This is a genomic window from Pseudomonas sp. A1230, assembly GCF_044218825.1.
Lineage (GTDB): Bacteria > Pseudomonadota > Gammaproteobacteria > Pseudomonadales > Pseudomonadaceae > Aquipseudomonas > Aquipseudomonas iridis.
The window spans coordinates 4,279,706-4,296,801 of the sequence record NZ_CP162582.1; the positions used below are offsets into that span (position 1 = coordinate 4,279,706).

14 protein-coding genes and 2 pseudogenes are annotated in these 17,096 nt (G+C 53.4%); 6 read left to right on the forward strand and 10 right to left on the reverse strand.

Annotated elements, in window-relative coordinates:
* Window positions 1-46: 46 nt before the first annotated feature.
* Window positions 47-5,341 carry a DEAD/DEAH box helicase gene (locus AB4P97_RS20040; RefSeq protein WP_395601518.1) on the forward strand — a complete coding sequence of 1,765 codons (5,295 nt, stop codon included), beginning with the start codon at window positions 47-49 and terminating at the stop codon, window positions 5,339-5,341.
* Between the two features lie 53 nt (window positions 5,342-5,394).
* Window positions 5,395-5,961 (forward strand): hypothetical protein, encoded by a 567-nt coding sequence (locus AB4P97_RS20045; RefSeq protein ID WP_395601519.1) that lies wholly within the window; start codon window positions 5,395-5,397, stop codon window positions 5,959-5,961.
* Between the two features lie 279 nt (window positions 5,962-6,240).
* On the opposite strand, the gene AB4P97_RS20050 is transcribed toward AB4P97_RS20045, so the two are convergent.
* The 9 genes and pseudogenes from AB4P97_RS20050 to AB4P97_RS20090 form a co-directional block, all read right to left on the reverse strand.
* On the reverse strand, window positions 6,241-6,711 hold the full coding sequence (locus AB4P97_RS20050; RefSeq protein ID WP_395601520.1) for a hypothetical protein: 471 nt from the start codon (window positions 6,709-6,711) through the stop codon (window positions 6,241-6,243).
* A 1-nt stretch (window position 6,712) separates the two neighbouring features.
* Complete coding sequence (locus AB4P97_RS20055) at window positions 6,713-7,498, reverse strand: HNH endonuclease (protein WP_395601521.1); 786 nt, start codon at window positions 7,496-7,498, stop codon at window positions 6,713-6,715.
* 622 nt (window positions 7,499-8,120) lie between these two features.
* Window positions 8,121-8,360, reverse strand: a complete 240-nt coding sequence (locus tag AB4P97_RS20060; protein WP_395601522.1) for a hypothetical protein — start codon at window positions 8,358-8,360, stop codon at window positions 8,121-8,123.
* Between the two features lie 210 nt (window positions 8,361-8,570).
* Window positions 8,571-10,133 carry an AAA family ATPase gene (locus AB4P97_RS20065; RefSeq protein WP_395601523.1) on the reverse strand — a complete coding sequence of 521 codons (1,563 nt, stop codon included), beginning with the start codon at window positions 10,131-10,133 and terminating at the stop codon, window positions 8,571-8,573.
* On the reverse strand, window positions 10,130-10,288 hold the full coding sequence (locus AB4P97_RS20070) for a hypothetical protein (protein ID WP_395601524.1): 159 nt from the start codon (window positions 10,286-10,288) through the stop codon (window positions 10,130-10,132). Before AB4P97_RS20070 ends, AB4P97_RS20065 begins: the two co-directional genes overlap by 4 nt.
* Window positions 10,289-10,312: 24 nt before the next feature.
* Window positions 10,313-10,510, reverse strand: a pseudogene (locus AB4P97_RS20075) (topoisomerase); the annotation flags it as partial.
* The gene (locus AB4P97_RS20080; RefSeq protein WP_395601525.1) at window positions 10,510-10,743 is read right to left on the reverse strand and encodes an AlpA family phage regulatory protein; all 234 of its coding nucleotides are present in this window, start codon (window positions 10,741-10,743) and stop codon (window positions 10,510-10,512) included. The gene AB4P97_RS20080 and the pseudogene AB4P97_RS20075, both read right to left, overlap by 1 nt.
* Window positions 10,744-10,813: 70 nt before the next feature.
* Window positions 10,814-11,311, reverse strand: a complete 498-nt coding sequence (locus AB4P97_RS20085) for a hypothetical protein (protein WP_395601526.1) — start codon at window positions 11,309-11,311, stop codon at window positions 10,814-10,816.
* A gap of 67 nt (window positions 11,312-11,378) precedes the next feature.
* The gene (locus AB4P97_RS20090) at window positions 11,379-12,623 is read right to left on the reverse strand and encodes a tyrosine-type recombinase/integrase (protein WP_395601527.1); all 1,245 of its coding nucleotides are present in this window, start codon (window positions 12,621-12,623) and stop codon (window positions 11,379-11,381) included.
* A 347-nt stretch (window positions 12,624-12,970) separates the two neighbouring features.
* Between AB4P97_RS20090 and AB4P97_RS20095 the strand changes: the two genes are divergently transcribed.
* From AB4P97_RS20095 to AB4P97_RS20110, 4 genes and pseudogenes are all read left to right on the forward strand, one after another.
* The gene (locus tag AB4P97_RS20095) at window positions 12,971-13,891 is read left to right on the forward strand and encodes a restriction endonuclease (protein ID WP_042561281.1); all 921 of its coding nucleotides are present in this window, start codon (window positions 12,971-12,973) and stop codon (window positions 13,889-13,891) included.
* 57 nt (window positions 13,892-13,948) lie between these two features.
* A pseudogene (locus tag AB4P97_RS20100) lies at window positions 13,949-15,033 on the forward strand (macro domain-containing protein).
* A gap of 172 nt (window positions 15,034-15,205) precedes the next feature.
* Complete coding sequence (locus tag AB4P97_RS20105; protein ID WP_042561282.1) at window positions 15,206-15,763, forward strand: hypothetical protein; 558 nt, start codon at window positions 15,206-15,208, stop codon at window positions 15,761-15,763.
* Between the two features lie 62 nt (window positions 15,764-15,825).
* Entirely contained in the window at window positions 15,826-16,260 is a 435-nt protein-coding gene (locus tag AB4P97_RS20110) for a hypothetical protein (RefSeq protein WP_395601528.1), read from the forward strand.
* 23 nt (window positions 16,261-16,283) lie between these two features.
* Here AB4P97_RS20110 and AB4P97_RS20115 read toward each other — a convergent pair whose 3' ends face one another.
* On the reverse strand, window positions 16,284-17,096 hold the full coding sequence (locus AB4P97_RS20115; protein ID WP_042561284.1) for a YfaP family protein: 813 nt from the start codon (window positions 17,094-17,096) through the stop codon (window positions 16,284-16,286).

Here is a 17,096-nt window from a genome sequence, read left to right on the forward strand (position 1 = left end):
TCGTCCAACTCAAGAAAACGCCTTAGTTTTAGGAACGGTAATAGTCATGGACCTTCAAGAATTGTTTAACATTTATCGCAGTTCTTCGCGGTCAGAGCGCGAGAAGGGTGATTATTTTGAACGTTTGGTTCGCGTTTTCCTTGAGAAGGATGACACGCAGAAACAATATTTTTCTGAGGTCGTACCTTTTGCCGATTGGGCGAGGTCCCAAGGCTGGAGTACGACTGACACCGGGATTGATCTGGTTGCGACGCTCTCTGACGGCTCCGGATTCGCTGCAATCCAATGTAAGTTCTATTCGCCCAATCACATCGTCCAAAAGCCCGACATCGACAGCTTCATCTCGGCGGCATCTAACGCTCTGTTCACGCGCCTGATCATTGCCGACACCACCCGCAAAGAATTCGGGAGTAATGCAAAAGATACTCTCGATAAATTATCGAAAGATTGGAATCGAATCGGACTCGATGAGCTTGAGGCTAGCCGAATCGACTGGTCGCAGTTCATCCGCACTGGCACGGTTAGCCTTGCGCCTAAGAAAAAACTACATGCCCACCAGGCCGACGCCCTGAAAGCGGTCATGGAGGGTTTGGCTGAGGCCGACCGAGGCAAGTTGATCATGGCCTGCGGCACTGGCAAGACCTTTACAGGATTGCGAATCGCCGAAGCCATGGCGGGTAAAGGAAAGCGCGTGCTTTTCATGGTTCCCTCGCTCTCACTCATGTCTCAGACTGTTCGCGAGTGGAAAAAAGACTGCCAAGAGGATTTCACGGCGTTTTCTGCCTGTTCGGATATCAAAATCGGCCAAAATACAGACGCCGACAGCCTTGATCTAAACATCCACGACCTTGCCTTTCCGGCCACAACAGATCCAGAGCGACTAGCCAGTCAGGTCAATAACGCAACTATTGACAAGATGACTGTCGTCTTCTCGACCTATCATTCGATCGATGTACTGACACGTGCCCAAGAGCACTACGGTCTACCCGAGTTCGACCTAGTCATATGTGACGAAGCGCATCGCACTACGGGCGTAACGCTCAAGGATGAAGACAACAGTACATTTGTCCGTATCCACAGCAACGATTATGTGACCGCGAAGAAGCGGCTTTACATGACGGCCACACCCCGTATTTTCGGAGATATGGCCAAACGCAAGGCCGACGACCACGACGCCGAACTAACGTCCATGGACGACGAAACAAAGTTTGGCAAAGACCTGTTTCATCGTGGCTTCGGTTGGGCGGTCGAAAATGAGTTACTGACTGATTACAAAGTGGTCGTCTTGGCCGTGGACGAAGGGCTAATCTCGAGCACCATCCAGAACCGCCTCAAGGATGGCGCGGAACTGACCCTCGACGACGCCACCAAGATCATCGGCTGTTATAAGGCGCTTACAAAATCTGATCTCGCCAACGATCTTGAATTCGATCCGAGCCCAATGCGCCGTGCGCTGATTTTTTGCCAAAGCATTGCCAAATCTAAGGTCATCGAGAAAGAGTTCGCACAGGTCGTCGAGGAATACACTGGTAACGAATTTGTCGACGATACGGGGGCTCTCTGCACAGAAGTTCGCCACGTCGACGGTAGCTACAATGCCAGCGCGCGTGAGGAGTTGCTGAGCTGGCTGAAGGCGGACGCGGGAGATGACACCTGCCGCGTCCTGACCAATGCCAAAGTGCTTTCTGAAGGCGTTGATGTGCCCGCCCTAGATGCCATCATGTTCATGCATCCTCGAAAAAGCCAGGTCGACGTGGTGCAATCAGTAGGCCGCGTGATGCGTCGCGCTGAGGGCAAAAAGCTGGGCTATGTCATCCTTCCTGTCGCAATCCCGCCCAATACCAAACCGGAAGTGGCGCTGAACGACAACGAGCGATACAAGGTCGTATGGCAAATCCTCAACGCACTGCGCGCCCATGACGACCGCCTAGATGCCCGCATTAACCAAGCCAAAATCGGCGAGGATATTAGCGACAAAATTGAGCTGATCCGTATTTCCTCGGAAACTGAGCTGAAAGAGCTGACTGCCGTTGTCGATGACTTCGCAACCTCCAAGAATAAGAGCTCCAAAGATAGAGCAGACATCGGCGGCGAAACAAGCGAACACCTCAAAAAGGAGGCATTCGTACAGGGCTCATTAATTTTTGACGAATTTACTCGCGCTATCATGGCGAAGATCGTCGAGAAATGCGGAACCCGCGACTATTGGCATACTTGGGCGAAAGATATTGCCGATATTGCTCAAACTCATATTACTCGGATCACTACCATCGTCGCGAAAGAGGGATCGGAGCGCACTTCGTTCCTCGCCTTTCTCGGTGAGCTGCAAGACGACCTAAACCCTGAGATTTCCGAGGCTGAGGCCATTGAGATGCTAGCTCAGCATCTAATCACAAAGCCGGTCTTTGACGCACTTTTCAAAGGCAGTCGCTTCACTAAAGAAAACCCAGTTTCCCGAGCGATGGAAGTCGTTCTCGGCCAACTGCATGAACACAATCTGGAGAAAGAGTCTGAGAGTCTGGCCAAATTTTACGCTAGTGTGGAACGCCGCGCTGCGGATGTGAAAACCGCACAGGGCCGCCAAACTCTCATAACCGAGCTATACGACAAGTTCTTCCGTACGGCATTTCCGGTGCTCACTGCGCGCCTTGGTATCGTCTATACCCCTGTCGAGGTCGTGGATTTCATCATCCACTCGGTTAATGACGTGCTGAAAACCCAGTTCGGCCAGACGCTCGGTTCAAAGGGTGTACATATCCTTGACCCCTTCACCGGCACAGGCACATTTATAACCCGCCTTTTGCAATCGGGGCTGATCGCGCAAGACGAACTTAAGCACAAATACAAACACGAAATTCATGCCAACGAGATAGTGCTACTTGCCTATTACATTGCTGCGGTAAACGTTGAGACGGTTTATCACGAATTGGCCTACGGCTCACTATCTGACGACGCTCCCTATGACGCGTTCGAGGGTGTTTTGCTGACCGACACGTTCCAAATGTATGAGCAGGAGCGCGATATGGTCGCTAACCTTCTGCCCGACAACTCAGAACGGAGGACCAAGCAAAAGGCGTTAGATATTCGCGTGATTATCGGCAACCCGCCCTATTCAGCGGGACAGAACAGCGCGAACGATAACGCGGCAAACATTGCCTATCCGCAACTGGATGCAAAAATTCGCGATACATACGCTGCCAACTCAACAGCAACGTTAAAAAACTCGCTTTATGACAGCTATATCCGCGCCTTCCGGTGGGCCAGTGACCGGATCGGGAATGCGGGCGTAATGGCTTTTGTCACAAACGCCGGCTGGATCGATGGGAACGCGGCCGACGGAATGCGTAAGTGTCTCGCCGCAGAGTTTAATGATCTCTACATCTTCCATTTGCGGGGCAACCAGCGCACGGCCGGTGAACTTTCCCGCAAGGAAGGTGGCAAAATTTTCGGCTCTGGTAGCCGCGCGCCGATTGCGATTTCGGTTCTCGTTAAAGACCCCCACGCCACCGAATATGGGCGTATTCATTTCCGTGATATTGGCGATTATCTCGACCAGAAGCAAAAACTAGCGATTATCCGTGATTTTGGATCTATTCAGGGAATCTCGGAATCTAAAGGCTGGACGAGAATCGTACCTGATGGAAACAATGACTGGCTGGATCAAGTTGATCGGGGCTTCGAACATTTTATTGAAATGTCTGGCAATCTTTTTGAGAAAAACTCAAGGGGAGTAACGACCAGTCGAGACGCATGGGTATACAACGGCAGTCCCGACCGACTTTCTAAAAATGTAAAAAGCAGCATTGAATACTACAATGCAGAGCTTGCGAAGTTTTCCGAAGCCAATCAGTCGTTGGCGACAGAAAAACTAATTAACTTTGTCTCAATTAATGAACGAGCTTTTAGTTGGGGAGGAGACATATTAAAGTATTTCGCCCGCAAAATTTCGCTCGAATTTTCGCAGGAAAAAATATTCCCAAGCGTCTATAGACCGTTCCAAAAACAGCATCTGTATTTTGATCCAATCCTCAACAATCGTGTGTATCAAATGCCACGTATATTTCCAAATCGCGAAGTTCGCAATTTGGTAATCCAAGTTTCGGGGGTCGGAGCGAAGAACTTTTCCGCTCTGATGTCAGATACAATCCCTTGCCTTGACAACATAGAAAAAGGTCAATGTTTCCCGCTCTATCTCTACGAAGAGACTCAATCCGATTACGGTCTCTTCGCCACAGCTAATAAACTTTCTTCGAATCTTACCCGCCGTGATGCCATCACCGATGTAGGGCTTGCGCACTTCAAGGCCGCGTACCCAGGGGAGTCAATCAGTAAGGAAGATCTCTTCTACTACGTCTACGGCCTGCTGCACTCGCCCAACTACCGCGAACAGTTCAGCAACAACCTCGCCAAGCAACTTCCCCGTATCCCAGCGGTTAAGAGCTTTGTTGATTTCACCGCCTTCCGCGATGCTGGCCTCGCCTTAAGTAAATTGCATGTAGGTTTCGAAACCGTTGAACCGTACTTGGTCATCTTTAAAGAAGGAGACCATCGACTAATCCCAGAGGCCGAGTCGAACCCCAAGAAATTTTACTATGTCAAAAAAATGAAATTTGGCGGTAAAGGAAAAGAAAAGGACCGTACCACCGTCATCTATAACGAAAACATCACCATACGAAACATTCCGCTGGCGGCATATGATTATGTCGTCAACGGCAAGCCTGCTCTGGAGTGGGTAATGGAGCGCCAAGGCGTTAGGACCGACAAAGCCAGCGGCATAGTCAACGATGCTAACGATTATGCTAATGAGACGGTCGGCGACCCCAAATACCCCCTGGAACTTCTTCAACGCGTAATCACCGTTAGTCTCGAAACAATGCGGATCGTGATGGAGCTTCCTGCTTTCGATATCGATATTAATGAAAAGCCGAAGGATCGTACCGTTGACGAACTAAAACTCGCCATCATCGAGCACTGGAAAAATTTGCCTGTCGCCACTACGGCGTTGAAGATCATCGATGCAATTGGAAATGGCGGAGCGGCGACGCAAAGCTGGCGTGTCGGGGAGATCCTGGGGATGTTGGACCGGACTGAGCTAACTCAAGATGTGGTCGGAGCACTGGCGATATTGGTTCAATCCGAATATGCAATCTTCCGTGCCTCCGCCGAATTCATTGACGAAGAAGGCCAAAGCCACGAGCTCTCCACTGACGATTTCCAGAGGGTTCTGGACGTGGATACTGTCCTGCATCCCGTGACACGAGTGGAGGTCCCCCATGCATCGGAACATGTGATTCCATTCTTCGAACTTGAAAAGGATCTTTTTGGAGGGCGGATGCAGTGAGCAACAATGCAGACTCCCTAGCTATCCTACGAGTTCAAGTGGCTGGTACACCCATGGAAACAGGAATTGACTTCGTTTTGGCCCAAAATCACGAAGCGAGAGTCAATGCTGTCCAGCGTTCAGTGGACTTTGCTTGCAATAATTTGATCAAGCACCGAGACAAAAAGCAGGACGATGATGAAGACGGACTAACTGTCCAAGTCTGCGACATGCTCACTCATTCCGGAATTAAGGCGACACATAACGCCGCCGTCGGCGGCCACTGCGATGTAGTAATTGAAGGGAAGTTTAACTTTCTGTGGTTAGCGGAAGCAAAGAAGCACAGTGACTATGCGTGGCTCGACAAAGGCTTTAAACAACTCTCCACTCGGTACTCGACGGGCAATCCCGGCCAAGACCATGGGGAGGTCTTGATCTACTGTTTTGTTCAAGATGCAAAAGCAATGCTAGAGAAATGGAAAGGCGTATTAGTTGCTCGTAACTCTAATGTTACCGTCGACAACAAAATAGGTGGCAATCCACTGACCTTTCAATCGACACACAAACACGAGTGCTCTGGCCTAGATTTTTTTGTTCGACACAAGGTCGTGACGCTCTATTGGGACCCTAAAGACAGGTGAAAGCCGAGGCTCAAATTACGCCCACTTTTTTCGATTGAACACGAGTTAACTGTAGTGCCGTAAGCCGCACGGAAGCGGCGCAAGCGGTTTGTGGTAATCGTCTAACTGGGATCACGAAGTGTCACTTAGCTGGATGCGGGGGAATGTCCGTATCGAAAAAAGAGGAATGCTACAAATTGATCTGCACGCATCGTGGCCCATAGCAGCAGTAAACGACCCAGCGCTGCCTGTAGAGTCCAGAAAACAGACTCAAGGCAGCCATTTAAACATCAGAGTCGATCATTCAGCACGATTTTCATAGGCATCACGAACTCTGTAGTGGCTCAAGACCACCGCTCGTAGGATCACCAATCCCCCACGAAGTAACTCCTCACTTCTTTGCGGCTCAAACCAGTGGCTGTTGAACTTCCCCCCATGAAACAGATTATTCCTCACTCGACGCACTAGAAGTAAAACTAGCTCTGCTTGGCTCCGACAGTTGGGAAGCGTATCTGACCAACTTAGAACACCATCTAAAAATACTTGTTTCTTAGGCGGGTGTGTAAGGTAGTACTGAATAGCATCGCTAACTTCTAAACTCTGGGGCTCATCGAAAACAGCAGTCACCTCTGCTGCAAACGTCCCCCAGTCTGCCTGTGGTTTGTTCGGTGCACCCAGCAAAAGACCAACGGCTTTGAGGCAATACTCGCAACGCGCAAACTCACGAAAAAAAGAAAAGGCAACAAGATCCAATTCGGCTGCTGCTGACATATTACGCCTCCCCATTCTCTGCGGGGCTCGAAAGTACCTTATAGATCTTCGTATTGTGGTAGGACAGAAAGCGGGAGCCGACGGTGTGCCCCTCTGCTAAGCGCAAGTCGGTGTGATTAAGAGCTCGTACGCCATAATCAAGCTCGGCATGGTGATTTGGACATACACAAACGATGTTCTCCCATACGTCCGGTCCATCATGGGGAGTTCCCAATGGTTGAACATGATGGGCCTCAGCGTAGCGGCTACCATCGGGGAGTACTATCGTGTGACCGCAGAGCTGGCACTGGTAGTTATGCAGTTGCTTAACTTGCCGAGCCAACAGTGTGTCGCGAATGATTCGATAAATAGTTACTTCTTCGCGACCAGTTGGGCAATCAATATCGATAGCCAGAGGTGGTTCCGGCACTGGCTCTTGCGGGAGGAATGGCGACCAATCGAAGCTTTTCGATTTTTCAATCTCCCCTCGCCACCACGTGAAGTCCTCAGGCTGTCTGCCAAACAGTTGAAAGTAGCCTGGACCTGGCATCAATGACTCACGATCAATGACGAGGCCGGTGATCGCGGGTTTCCCGGTCTCATGCGTCCATTCAGCCAGAGAAACGAGCCCCTGCGCCTTGAGGCTATCGCCAAACCGTTCTCGCAGTTGAGGGAGGCCTAGAAGGTCGTGCGCTTGCTTATATCCGATGAAGGTTTGTGGGTTGGCAGGTTTTGCTGAAGGGAGCCTAGCGACTAGGAGCGCCAGCAGCGATTGGCCTTGGGCATCAAGCGTAGTAATAGAAGACATAAGCAGTCCTTCGCGCAGAGTCGGTAGGCAACAATATCAACATTAAAACGAATCTTCTAAGGGCTTGTGCCTCGGCTGGGGTGTTTGAGCTGCTCAAATCGCTAAACGCAGATTGAAATAAGCAATGGCTGCAAAGCATCTTTGGCACGCAATCAAATTGAAGCGAAAGGCGCCGATGGCGGCTATCAGGTGTTGCGCTGAAGACTATGCCCCCTTGTGACCTTTCTCTACTGGTCACCTGTCAAGCGGGTACTGTCCGACTGGGGTGCGTACCTCGGCCAGGCCCCAATCAATTGGATGGTGATCGACCCCTATTGGTGATGCCCTAGACAGGTCGCTTGTTGATGCTCTACGCGCGCGCGTACTGCTCCGAAAAGTATCAAGTCCCCTCGCCCGCTCTGGCTTTTCCTATCATCAGTTCCTTTTTGTGAAACCAAACCACTTCAAGCGCCAGTTCCCCGCGGTTGGAGCAAGTATTCATATGGGATACACCACAAACGCGTCTAGGAGTACCAAGCCCATTGATTGTTCCGGGTAACCTGGGGTTTACCCATCAACTACTCCCTACGCGCGTACTGGTATAAAAATCATCAAAGTTTGCACAATGTATGGCCTACGAAAATCATCCATCCGATTCAATATGCTTCGGGACTGCTGAAACACTGTTCTGAAACCGAACCATGTCACGCTCCAGCGTCTCTTCTATTGCCAAGCGCACGAACTCCGAACGGTTGCCCTTAGCCGGATGCCCGCTGCCAAGGGGATAACTAATGAGCTCGTCAATGGTTTCCACCGCATCCCCTTCAACAGAAACGATCAGACGGATTTTTGGCTGATTCTTGAACAGACGGTTCTTGCTCATCGTTTACTCCTCGATCTCAACTTATTACATGCCCGCCACCCCTTAATCTGAAGATTGGGCGGCACTTGGGGTGGGCTCTAATTTGCGCCGATTGCGCCGGTGGTGTTCGGCGCTGCGCCGGTCATGGTTGGCGCACTGGCGCAAGCATCCAATGCGCTGCGCCGATGCGCTGGGGGGTTATAGGGGGGTGGCGCGGCGCACTTTTTAAACTCACTGAATGGGCACATCATCGATCGAATCTGCGGCTTTCACCGGCAGCTCGACCAGCATCAGGCGCTCGCGGTTCTTACGATTGGGAGTCTTGTACTCTGTGCGCCGGATGCGCCCTGCACGGATCAGCGCAGTAATGGCGAGTGCGGCGCGCTGACCACCCGGCTTGCCCCTGAAGGTATGGCGATACTCAGGAAGCGACTCAAGCGCCTTCATAGCCGAATACGCGCCTGGAGTCAGACTGGCGGGCACGTTGATACCCGCCTCATGGGCTGCAGTAAGCGCGCGAAGGATCTCGGCGTGATCGAAGCTCTCAGTGGTCAGGCCATCCATTTTAATACCAGCCTCAGGCACGGGAACACCATCCACAAACATGAAGGCCAAAGGCTCTGCCCGCACGCTAAGGTTGGCCTTCTCCTGTACGAGCAGAATGCGCCCCTCCTGCCCCATCAGCGCCAAACGCGAGCGAGCGCTGTTGTGCCAAGCAGTCGAACCACTGTAGTTGTTACCACGAGCGCCATCCCTGGCAGCGCTCTTATCGATATGCGCCAGCAGGACCACGGCAGCATTGTGCTTGCGGGCAATGTCGGCCAGACCACGCACAAAAGTACGTACCATGCGACGGCTGTTTTCGTTCGCATCGAAGGCATCAGAAGCATTATCGATCACGATCAAACCTGCACCGTGAGCAGCGTCTTCCAGTTCCCGGTATGCCTGAGTGAAAACGGGCTGTGCGCTGAAGCCGTCTCCCTCCGTCATCAGAGCGGCGATGGTCTGCGTACCGTCCAACAGGCGCAGGGAGGCAAGCACACGTTCCGCGGGCAGCCCGTATGCTTCAATGATACTGCGCAGGCGCAGACGCACGATGCTGGCCTCATCTTCCAAGCTCACGAACAGAACGGTGGATTGCTCGACTGCCAGACCGGCGAAGGGAAGACCGCATGCAACATGCGCGCTGATGGCCAAAGCGAGGCTCGACTTACCGATACCACCATGCCCCCCGAGCAGGGTCACGTGCCGACGAGGCATCAATGGATTCACGGCATAACGAACGGTTTCCAAACTGGCGTTCATCACGTCGTCCAACTTCACCTCCCGCAATGCACGGTACGGCGGTGTTTCGGCGCTCCCCAGCTCTTCCAACTGGCGATTCAAATGGTCGACTCGCTCCTGTGCCAGTGCCAGCCTTGCGGTGCTCTCTTCACTCAAGGCGCCGGCCTTAGCCTCGGCTTTTGCCGCCTCGATAATCAAATACTCTGAACCGCGCACTGTTTGCAGCTTGATGCGCCGAAATTGCTTGCGCTGCTCTTGGCTCAAACTCTCAGTGAACAGGTCTCGCATTTCCAAGCCTACCGCACCCAGTACGTCACGGGTCTTGCAACCAGCAAAACAGTGAACTAATGCGCGGCCATCCTCGGCCTGCGACAGACTCAAGGATGGGGACTTGTCTTGATGAGCGGGGCATACAGCCATGAAGCGGTCGCCGTGTTGCTTGACACCTTTCAGACGCGAAAGCAGCACGTTGAGTGGTTCAACGTGGTTGTGAATGGCGATTTTGGTCATGCTGCCTCCATGATCAAACGATACAGAAGTGCAACAAACGTCAGCAGCACGGGCAGGCGGAGGGCGTACTCAAGGACCGACAAGACGCCGATGAGGGTGATAAACTGACCACGCGACGGGCTGCTCTGCTGATAAGGGGGGCGGCTCTTTTTCATTTAGAGCACCTCGCCAATGTAAAAACCACCAGCCTTCGGGCTACCGAAGCAGCCCTTAGCGATGGGTTCGGCAAACAGCAGATACCAGCCGTTCAGACTGCCAGGCTTATCACCGGGGACGTGGAAGCGATGGATCTTGCCGTCTGGCACCGGGAGAAAACCAAGCAGGCCATAAACGGATTGCAGTTCATCAAGAAACAACAGTGAGTGGCCGTTTTTCATTATTGGCACTCCAACTGCTCGGAAATCCAGGCTTCGATCTCCAGCGAGTCCCAACCAACAAGATTCGCACCGGCAATGCGGCGGGCCTTCGGAAAGCGGCCCTCTTTCATCAAGTCATAGATTTTGGTACGACCCAAACCCGTTGCAGACTTCACGGCAGGGAGCCGCAAGATGCGGCGCTGCTGGCGCTGGGTGGCTTTCTGTTGGGCGTACTCTTGGTTGGTTGCTGCCATCGTCAATACCTTTGAGGATCACCCCGGTTTGGGGCGGACGATGGCATTTCATCTGGAGGTGACGCAGGCTCTAACCGGCCATAACGCGCTTTATGAGGGGAGTGTCGGCAAACGGCCCCAAAATCTCCATGAGGGTGCCGTCAGGGTAGTGTTCAACCTCAGATTTATAATGTGCATAGGCTTCCTTGACAGCTTTGTCGCCTTCACCATCAGGAAACATAAGGTTCGCAGCGTCTCCGATTGCGTCCTGCCAGCGGATATCTTTTCGCATCAGCAACACTACAAAAGCTGCCGCCTTCACATCGCGCTCCGTCGTATCAACACGATCGTACCCACCTCTCCATAGCTTCAAACCAAATGCTTGGCTCCCTGTCCGTTTATCCTCCACCATTCTCGAGAAGACCAAGGCCATCAGTTCGCGGAGAATCTCTTCGTCGTATGGATGCCCGCTGCTCATGCGCTCATGAAAGTACTCAATGAGGTTTTGGGCAGCTTCCGGATCAAAGCCATTCTTGATCGAGGCTAATGCTGCCTTCAGGTCATCGCGCGTAACGTTTGCCCACTTCATCACTTACTCCTCTCCTAACAGGTATAGGCCGCGGGCATTGACCATATTTTTCCCGCGAGACCTACTTTTAAGCGCACTTGAAATCGCCTTGAACGACATTCGCCGCTGGCGGCGTGGTTGTGAATTTCGCCCAATCAGCCATCAAGGCACGGCGCTTCTCGATGAAGTCGGATCGGGAGTAGGCGGCCTCGGTCTGATCACGCTCGTCGTGCGCCAAGGCCAGTTCGCAGACTTCACGAGGATACTGAGTGTATTCGCTTGCCCAGTCACGGAAGCTGGACCGAAAGCCGTGACGGGTCACGTCATCATGCCCAAGGCTATGTAACAAGTTGCGGATGGCGTTAGCGTGCATAACGCCAGTCTTGCCTTGGCCAGGAAATAGGTAGGAGCTGTCCTCATCGCGCGGCAGGGCTTCCAGCAGCTCGACAACCTCTGGAGCCAACGGAATGTTGAAGGCCTGGCGCATTTTCATTCGCTCGGCAGGCAGCGACCAGATACCTGCCTTCAAGTCGAACTCCGACCATTTTGCAAAGCGGACCATGAGCGCACGCGCACCAGTGAGGATGAGCAGTCGAGCCGCTACTGAGGCGCGAGATTCGTCCATCGCCAGCTTGACCATAAGCGTCGGCACATCCTTCCACTTCATCGCAGGAAAATGCTGGCGCTGGCGGGCTTTTTTCTTTTCCACTTTGCTCAGCAGGCTGTCCAGGTGCCCGCGCCAGCGTGCCGGATTATCGCCATCGCGCAGCTTGTGCGCCTTGGCGGCGTCTAGGACCTGCTCGATTTGTCCACGCACTTCGTCGGCCGTGCGGGTCTTGCTTGGCCAGATGGGGCGAAGCACTTTCAGGACCTGCTCGGTCTGAACCTCAGCAGCAGGCAGCTTGCCGATGACGGGGAAGGCATACAGCTCCAGTTTCCGCAGCCAGCCTTTACGCCACTTTTCCGACCAAGTGGAACCATGCGCGTTCCGGTATTCGGTCGCAAGCGACTCAAAAGTCACACGACGCGATTGCGCTTGTCGCTCTGCTTCACGCTTCACTTCTCGCTCGAAATCACGGGCGGCCAGAGGGTCACTGCCAGCAGCCAGGACCTTGCGTTGATCTGCGGCCAGTTCGCGGGCCTTCGCGAGAGTGATGGTTGGATAAGGGCCTAGACCCATTTCACGGCCTTTGCCCTCAATCTTGTAGCGGAAAATCCAACTGGACACTCCTGCTTTGCTTACTTGGAAATACAGACCATCACCGTCGTTGGTTTTGCCTGCGTCTCCAGACCTGGCGAGTGATTCGATTGCCTTAATCGTCAGCTTGCCCATAAAGCCTCCTCAGCCCGACCCACACTTTGACCCACACCCTAATCGCGGTTTCCAGCGATCAACGGCGGACACTTAGGAACTGATATTAGGCTCAAAGCCCTGTAAAATCTAGGCTTTAAGGATGTCGGCGAAAAGCTGCGGACGAAAGAAAAGCCGGCCACAAGCCGGCTTTTTAATGCCTGCTGGAAAGTGTTCTGCTCAGCTACTCGCCCTATCAGGACGCCACGACACAGCGACTTACGTTTTCACGGCACCAGCTCTTACTCTCGAAGGCATCCTCAGCGAGCGTTAATTTATACTCGCCCGTCGGTCAGTTCAAAAACACCCATCAGCACAGGGATGCGCCCATGTCTGTTCCAACCTACGATCAGTTCATCGAGCCGATCCTCCGGTTTCTTGCCACAAAACCCGACGGTGCAATTGCTCGGGACGCCCACGAAGCGGCAGCCAAAATGCTGCAATTAACAGAAGCGCAGCGTGAAGATCTGATCGCGAGTGGTCAGGCCACCTACAAGAACCGATCAGGCTGGGCACACGATCGCCTCAAGCGTGCAGGTCTTTCCAGTAGTGCCAAACGCGGTTATTGGAAGTTGACTGACGCTGGTGTGCAGTACGCCAAGGAGCATGCATTTCCACTGTCAGCCAAGGACGTGGAGCATTTAGCGATCGGCTACATGAATGTGAAGCTGAAAGTCGCGCCTGATGCCGAGCCACTGGATGACCAACCAAATGTGGAGCCAGATCTAGCCTCTGCCACCGAAAGCCCCGATGACCGATTGGAGCGAGCGCTAAAGGAACTGCGCGATGCGACGGCGGCCGACCTTTTGGATAACTTGCTGCAAGTCAGCCCCAACCGCTTCGAAGTGATCGTGCTGGATGTACTTCATCGCCTGGGTTACGGCGCCAGTCGTAATGATCTGCAACGTGTCGGCGGTTCCGGTGATGCAGGAATCGACGGCATTATCTCGCTCGATAAATTGGGGCTGGAGAAGGTTTACGTTCAGGCCAAGCGCTGGCAGAACACGGTTGGCCGGCCTGAACTGCAGGCGTTCTATGGGGCGCTCGCAGGGCAAAAAGCCAAGCGTGGCGTGTTCATTACCACCTCTGGCTTTACAGCGCACGCTGTCGACTTCGCCAAATCGGTGGACGGCATTGTGTTGGTAGACGGCATGCGGCTGGTGCATCTGATGATGGATCATGAGGTGGGCGTGACATCGCGTTTGTTGCGGTTGCCGACGCTTGATCGCGATTATTTTGATGAGGAGTAAGCGTTAAAAGCCCTGTGAGTTGGCCTTCATCCATGCGCGCCCCAAATGGTATTTCCAATGATCAGATTCACCCAAGGCAACCTGCTGGAAGCCAAAACCGAAGCCCTCGTCAACACGGTGAATACCGTTGGCGTGATGGGCAAGGGCATCGCGCTGATGTTCAAAGAGCGCTTTGGGCAGAATTACCGCGTGTATGCAGCGGCGTGTAAGGCCGGGGAAGTAGAAACCGGCAAAATGCACGTGACTGCCACCAACGAACTCGATGGACCGCGCTGGATTGTGAATTTCCCCACCAGCGCCACTGGCGGTATCCGTCGCAAATGGCATGGATAACCGAAGGCTTGCATGATCTGCGACGGTTTTTACTTGAAAACGATGTGAAATCCGTCGCTGTTCCTCCGCTGGGCGCTGGTAACGGTGGTTTGAAGTGGCCTGAAGTGCGCGAGCAGATTGTAGAAGTGCTGGGTGACCTGGATGTCGATGTATTAGTGTTCGAACCCTCTAATCAGTATCTGAATGTCGCTAAGCGCGATGGCGTTGAGCAACTCACTCCGGCACGCGCACTGATTGCTGAGTTGGTCCGGCGTTATTGGGTTCTGGGCATGGAATGCAGCCTGCTCGAAATTCAGAAACTGGCTTGGTTTCTTGAGCGTGCAATCGAGAAAATTCCAGGTACTGAGAATCCGCTAAACCTCAAATTTGTCGCTCATAAATTCGGTCCGTATGCCAATCGATTGGAGCATCTGCTCAACAATCTGGATGGCAGCTATTTACATTGCGACAAGCGCATCAGTGATGCAGGAATCACCGATGTCATTTGGTTTGATCAAGATCGCAAAGCCTTTTTGCAAACCTACCTCAAGACTGAAGCCAAGGAATACTCCCAAGCTTTAGAGCGAACGGCTGAATTGATCGACGGTTTTGAGTCACCCTTCGGCATGGAGTTGCTGGCGACCGTTGATTGGTTGCTGATTCGGGAAAGGATTGCTCCAACCGTTCCTGCGGTACGTAAAGCACTGAAGAACTGGGAAGGTGGGTCCGGAGCTGCGGTGCATAAAAACAAGTTATTCGATGATCAGGCACTAGGAATTGCGATTACGCGTCTGACATCCAGCAGCTTCAGCCCGGAAATAGCGGCCTGACATCGTTATGAAATGGGGCAAGAGGTACTAGCCCCTTACCGCTCCTTGATTGAAACGGGAATCGCAATAAGCCATTAGCACATCCGCCCTAATTGCCCCGCGCCCACCCTCACCACTAAATTTCCATTCTGTTTTTGTGCATTACAAAAGCGCCAAGGAATGGAGCAGCACCATGTCGTCGTTTTTAAAACTGAGTAAATCCCTCGCTTTACTGACCGCACTATCGTCAGCCACTTCAGCGTTAGCGGAAGAACCGATCCCCATCGGCGACTGGTGGATCATTTATGGCAACGGCGTCCCGCACAAGAACATCATGTATGTCGCCGACACAACTTCTGTGGTGCCGTCGACACTTACCAAGGGCGCGCAGATGTTGGCGGTGACGCTGGTGTATGAAGAGCCGGGCAAGCCCATGATTGATGCCTACAACCTGGAAGTTCAGTGCAAGACAAACAAGCTGCGGTTTGTTAATGGCCAGTCGGTGGATCGAATTGCCTACCTGCTGCGGCACCTGAAAGTGAACCAGCAATGGCAGCAGCCGAAGGAGTTCTGGGTGCAACGTGCCCTTGCTTTCGTTTGCTCTCCAGAGAAAAAAGACATGATCGCGCTGGGCAAGATGGAGCACTTGCAGATGATTCAGGGCATGCAGCAAATATTCTTCAAACTGGCGCTTATTCAGGAAAAAGGCCAGATGATGGATAACCTCGATTCGATACTGGGCAACAAGTAACAGCCTGTCCTCATAACGCTGCAGCGCGCTATTTCGTATCGCACATGACATCGGGAGTCATGATGAATCAATGGACTAAAACGTTACTGGCGCTACTGATAACAGCCACAACTTTGTTGGTGAATGGCTGCCACCTTGTTGCACAGTCGCGCTGGGAAGGACGCGATGTTCAGGAAGCGCTCGATTTGTTCGGCAAACCCGACTCGATGAAAAAACAGACCACTGCCAACGGCGAGAATCTGGCTGTGCTCACCTGGTATAAATCATCCAGCTGGACCACCACAGAAGCGGCCGCTACTTCAATGAATCACACCGGCAACGGCATGGTTTACACCGAGTATTACGAGACGGTCGGCCACAGCTCGGATTGCAAACTGGAGGCTACCGTCAACAAGGCGAAAAAGATCGTGCTGTTCAGGATCGAGGACGGAAAGATCATTCACGGCAAGTGCATCAACGTGCCGTTCGTGCCCGGTTATATTCCGCCCGGTTTCTAGTGCAACCCTGAGCAGGTACCTGCTCAGGGATAACTAAACGCCTTAACCAACGTCAACTCCCCCGCCGTCCGCATCGGGATCAAAAAAGTCTCCATCTTCTCGCTCGGCGTGCCTTCTTCGGTAATCACCGTCACCTGCGCCGTCGTCAGCGCCTGCACGGCTTCATCCCCACCTTCGTCATCTGCGCGATACCCGCCGCCGTAGTAATTCACATACACCAGATACTGCCCCTTGATCGGCGCCGGCATGGCGAAGATTTCCGGGCCGTAGCCGGTGGTGACGTCGACGTCGAGGGCGCCGCCGTTGGGGGCGATGCGGTTGCCGTACCAGATGTGGCCGCCGTCGGGGGTGACGAGATGCAGGTCGAGGTCGGTGCCGTCGCTGTCCCACGCGAGCAGGACGCGCAGTTTGGCTGGGGTGGCGCCGCCGCTGGTGTTGAGGAATTGGGTGCGGTGGCGTTGTTTGCCGTCAGGGCTGCGGACTTCGACGCTGTTGCTGCCGTTGGGGAAGGAGAATGGGCGGTCGAAGCGGCCGGCGTCGTCGATTTTCAGCGGCATGCTGACGCCGTTGACGATGAGGCGGCCGGGCTCTGTGCTCTTCGGTGTGGCTTTGATTTCGCCGCTGATGCGTGCGGTGTTGGCTTGGCCGATCGGGGTGTTCACCGAGGAGGCTGGGTAGTTGACGGTCTGGCGGAAGCTTTCGCCCTCGCCTTGCGGCGCGCCGCTGCGCCAGCCGCCGACCGGGGTGTCGAGTTTGACGCTGTCGGCGGCAATGGCCGGCGACAGCGCGGTCAACGTGCAGAGCAGCAGCAAGACCTGTGGATAACGGAGTTTCAT

Bases quoted from the DNA above. Each gene is read 5' to 3' on its own strand.
- AB4P97_RS20110 (WP_395601528.1), top strand. From the start codon at position 15,826: ATGAATCAATGGACTAAAACGTTACTGGCGCTACTGATAACAGCCACA.
- AB4P97_RS20095 (WP_042561281.1), top strand. From the start codon at position 12,971: ATGTCTGTTCCAACCTACGATCAGTTCATCGAGCCGATCCTCCGGTTT.
- AB4P97_RS20070 (WP_395601524.1), bottom strand. From the start codon at position 10,288: ATGAAAAAGAGCCGCCCCCCTTATCAGCAGAGCAGCCCGTCGCGTGGT.
- AB4P97_RS20045 (WP_395601519.1), top strand. From the start codon at position 5,395: ATGGAAACAGGAATTGACTTCGTTTTGGCCCAAAATCACGAAGCGAGA.
- AB4P97_RS20080 (WP_395601525.1), bottom strand. From the start codon at position 10,743: ATGGCAGCAACCAACCAAGAGTACGCCCAACAGAAAGCCACCCAGCGC.
- AB4P97_RS20065 (WP_395601523.1), bottom strand. From the start codon at position 10,133: ATGACCAAAATCGCCATTCACAACCACGTTGAACCACTCAACGTGCTG.
- AB4P97_RS20085 (WP_395601526.1), bottom strand. From the start codon at position 11,311: ATGAAGTGGGCAAACGTTACGCGCGATGACCTGAAGGCAGCATTAGCC.
- AB4P97_RS20055 (WP_395601521.1), bottom strand. From the start codon at position 7,498: ATGTCTTCTATTACTACGCTTGATGCCCAAGGCCAATCGCTGCTGGCG.
- AB4P97_RS20050 (WP_395601520.1), bottom strand. From the start codon at position 6,711: ATGTCAGCAGCAGCCGAATTGGATCTTGTTGCCTTTTCTTTTTTTCGT.
- AB4P97_RS20060 (WP_395601522.1), bottom strand. From the start codon at position 8,360: ATGAGCAAGAACCGTCTGTTCAAGAATCAGCCAAAAATCCGTCTGATC.
- AB4P97_RS20115 (WP_042561284.1), bottom strand. From the start codon at position 17,096: ATGAAACTCCGTTATCCACAGGTCTTGCTGCTGCTCTGCACGTTGACC.
- AB4P97_RS20040 (WP_395601518.1), top strand. From the start codon at position 47: ATGGACCTTCAAGAATTGTTTAACATTTATCGCAGTTCTTCGCGGTCA.
- AB4P97_RS20090 (WP_395601527.1), bottom strand. From the start codon at position 12,623: ATGGGCAAGCTGACGATTAAGGCAATCGAATCACTCGCCAGGTCTGGA.
- AB4P97_RS20105 (WP_042561282.1), top strand. From the start codon at position 15,206: ATGTCGTCGTTTTTAAAACTGAGTAAATCCCTCGCTTTACTGACCGCA.